We start from the raw sequence: 3,303 nt of genomic DNA on the forward strand, positions 1-3,303 counted from the left end.
CGTACAAGCAGATCGTCTGCGCGGCCATGCGCAAGCTGCTGCACCTGGTGTATGGCGTGGTGAAATCCGACAAACCATTCGACCCTCAGATCGCGCTTGCGAAGTGAGGATCAAGACGGTATCTACAGGGGACCGCGACCGCCTGTTCAACCGCGGCGTGACTACGGGTGTAGGAGCGGCCCCTGTGCCGCGATCGGGCCCGCAGGGCCCGTAGACCAGCCACGCTGACCTCCCCATGTGCCATATCCGACCAGCAGCGGAAAAGCCTCTGCAACATCCCCGTCTGCCTGCCGAAGAACTCGGCATCGGATCCACCGCCATCGCGGGCAAGCCCGCTCCCACCGGCCCTTATTCCAGACAGCTACTCGGTATTGGCCCAATGACTGGTCCCCATTCCAGACAGCTGCTCGGTATCGGTCCAATGACTGGTTCCCATTCCAGACAGCTACTCGGTATCGGCCCAATGACTGGTCCCCATTCCAGACAGCGCCGGTCTCAGCCTAATGACTGGGTCCTCATTCCAGGCAGCCACCCGGTATAGGCTCAATGACTGGCCCCCTGTGGGAGCGGGCTTGCCCGCGATGCAGGCGGCGCATAGCCCGGCCTTATCACTGACAAGCTAGCGCCCACTGCTTCCTGTTTCAGGCACCGCGCGCTTCACAAATCATCAATGCCTGCCGTCCTCACACCTGAAACCGCGCCACCATGCCGTTGAGCTCCACCGCCAGCCGCGACAATTCCTGGGCCGAGGCACTGGTCTGGTTGGCGCCGGCCGAGGTCTGCATCGACAGGTCGCGGATGTTGACCAGATTGCGGTCCACTTCGCGTGCCACCTGGGCCTGCTCTTCCGAGGCGCTGGCGATCACCAGGTTGCGCTGGTTGATCGAGGCGATGGCTTCGGCGATGGTCTGCAACGCCTGGCCGGCGCCCTGGGCGATGTCCAGGGTCCCGGTGGCCCGGCCTTGGCTGTTGTGCATGGCGCTGACCGCACGGGTGGTGCCGGACTGGATGGCGGCGATCATCTGTTCGATCTCCTGGGTCGACTGCTGGGTGCGGTGCGCCAGGGCACGCACTTCGTCCGCCACCACCGCGAACCCCCGACCGGCCTCACCGGCACGCGCCGCTTCGATGGCCGCGTTGAGCGCCAGCAGGTTGGTCTGCCCGGCGATGGCGCCGATCACGTCCAGCACGCGGCTGATCTCGTTGGCGCTGCTGGCCAGCTGTTCGATGTCCTGGGAGGTGCCGGTGACGTCCTCGACCAAGGACTGGATCGACGCCAGCGCCTGGTCGACCCGGTCGCGCCCGTCGCGGGTGGTCTGGTCGGCGTCCTTGGAAGCATCGGCGGTGCTGACCGCGTTGCTGGCCACTTCTTCCACCGCGGCCGTCATCTGGTTCACCGCCGTGGCGGCCTGGTCGATCTCGGCGCTTTGCTGATGCAGACCGCGGCTGGTGTCCTCGGTCACGCTGTGCAGCTCCTCGGATGCCGAGGCCAGTTGGTCGGAAGAGGCCGCGATCTGGCGGATGGTGTCGCGCAGGTTGTCCTGCATGCGGGCCAGGGCGCCGAGCAGCAGGGCCGGTTCGTCCCGTCCCTCCACGGTGATGGCCTGGGTCAGGTTGCCGGAGGCGACGCGCTCGGCCACCGCCACGGCGTCGGCCAGCGGTGTGACGATGCTGCGGGTGAGCAGGACCGCGATGGCCGCCAGGACGGCGAGGATCACGCCCAGGACCAGGCTGATCAGCAGGAACGTCTCATGGGCGGCCTCGGCGCTGCGGGCCGAGGCGCGCTCCGAACCGTTGCCGTTGTATGTCATCAGCGCCGTGAGGGCGGTCATCGTCGCCTCGGTGCTTTGCGCCAATGGGCCGTTGACCAGCTGCCGGGCGTTGTCCAGACGGTTGGCCAGCACCGCTTCGCTGACATCGGCCTGTTGCCCCTGGTACTGCGCCTTGGCCGCCATGAAGGCCTCGAACAGGGCGCGGTCTTCCGGATCCCGAATGGTGCTTTCGTAGAAGAACAGGTTCTTCTGCAGGCCTTGGTTGAGCTCGTCCACGCGGCGCAGGGTCGCTTCACGGGTGCCGGCCTGGTCCTCGAGGATGCTGCGCAGGGTCAGTGCGCGGGCACGTCCCACGTCGCGGCTCACCTCGCTCAGCGCCAGCACGGCCGGCATCCAGATGGTCCGGATCTCGGCACTGGCACTGTCCATCTTGCGGGTTTCGTACAGGGCCACGGCGCCCAACAGCGCCACCAGTACGCCGATCAGCGTGAACAGCAGCGCTGCGCGCTTACCCACCTTGATGTGTCTGAATTGCATGAAGCGGTTTCCTCCGGGTGCCGGACAGTACAGGTCGTTGTCGTTTGGGTTCGATGATGGCAAATCGGCATCGTTCCGTGACCCAGGCACACGGATTTTTTTCGCGTGCGCCGAGTCGTTTGCATTCAAGTGAGGTCCATACGAGTCGATAGATAGTGGCACAGGGCCATGGATTCGGCTGTCTTGGTCCTTTGAATGAGTGTCTTGAACATGTTCCAAATGTTTCGCAGCCGTGATGAGCGACAGGCTTTGCAGCAGGTCTTGCAAGGCCTTCCCGGGCCAGAGGGTCGCGTGCGGCAAGGCAAGGCTGGGTGGCGCACGGTGCTTGGCGCCTGGCAGGCGCTGAGCGAGCGTGCTGACGCCAGCGCGGCCCGTGAAGCGCACCTGCGTACCGAACTGAGCGCGACCCGGGAACTGCTCGAACAGGCGACTGCCTCGGCCGCCGCGTCCGAGACCCGCTTCGACCTGGTCAACCGTGCCTCGAGCGAAGGCTTGTGGGACATGGAGGTGATCGCGGGCGACCCGGTCAACCCGAAGAACCGCTTCTGGTGGTCACAGCAGCTGCGGCACCTATTGGGCTTTCGCGACGAGAACGACTTCCCCAACGTGCTGGCCAGCTGGGCCGACCGCCTGCACCCCGAGGACCGCCAGGCGACCCTGGACGCCTTCGCCCGGCACCTGAACGACAAGTCCGGCGCCACGCCGTACCGGGTCAAGAACCGGCTGGCGATGAAGGACGGCCGCTACCGCTGGTTCTACGCCCAGGGCGAAACCCTGCGCGACAGCCGGGGCACCCCCTTGCGGGTGGCCGGCTCGCTGCGCGACATCCATGATGAGCTGGAGCGCGACCAGGCCCATGAGGTGATCATCACCCGCTTCGAGCTGGCGCGCGAAATGCTCTCCGATGGCCTGTGGGACATGGAAGTGATCGCGGGCGATCCGGTCAACCCGAAGAACCCCTTCTGGTGGTCGACGCAGTTCCGCCGGCTGCTGG

Annotated in this window: 2 protein-coding genes; one reads left to right on the forward strand and one right to left on the reverse strand. The window is 65.8% G+C overall.

What is annotated here, in order from left to right; translation table 11 throughout:
- Nucleotides 1-683: 683 nt before the first annotated feature.
- Nucleotides 684-2,309, reverse strand: coding sequence for a methyl-accepting chemotaxis protein (locus tag G7007_RS21570; protein ID WP_181105109.1), 1,626 nt, complete (start codon nt 2,307-2,309; stop codon nt 684-686).
- Between the two features lie 210 nt (nt 2,310-2,519).
- On the opposite strand from G7007_RS21570, the gene G7007_RS21575 reads away from it, so the two are divergent.
- A partial coding sequence (locus tag G7007_RS21575; RefSeq protein ID WP_181105111.1) for a PAS domain-containing protein occupies nt 2,520-3,303 on the forward strand: 784 nt, incomplete at its 3' end.

This window comes from Pseudomonas entomophila, from assembly GCF_013523125.1.
Taxonomy (GTDB): Bacteria; Pseudomonadota; Gammaproteobacteria; order Pseudomonadales; family Pseudomonadaceae; genus Aquipseudomonas; species Aquipseudomonas entomophila_B.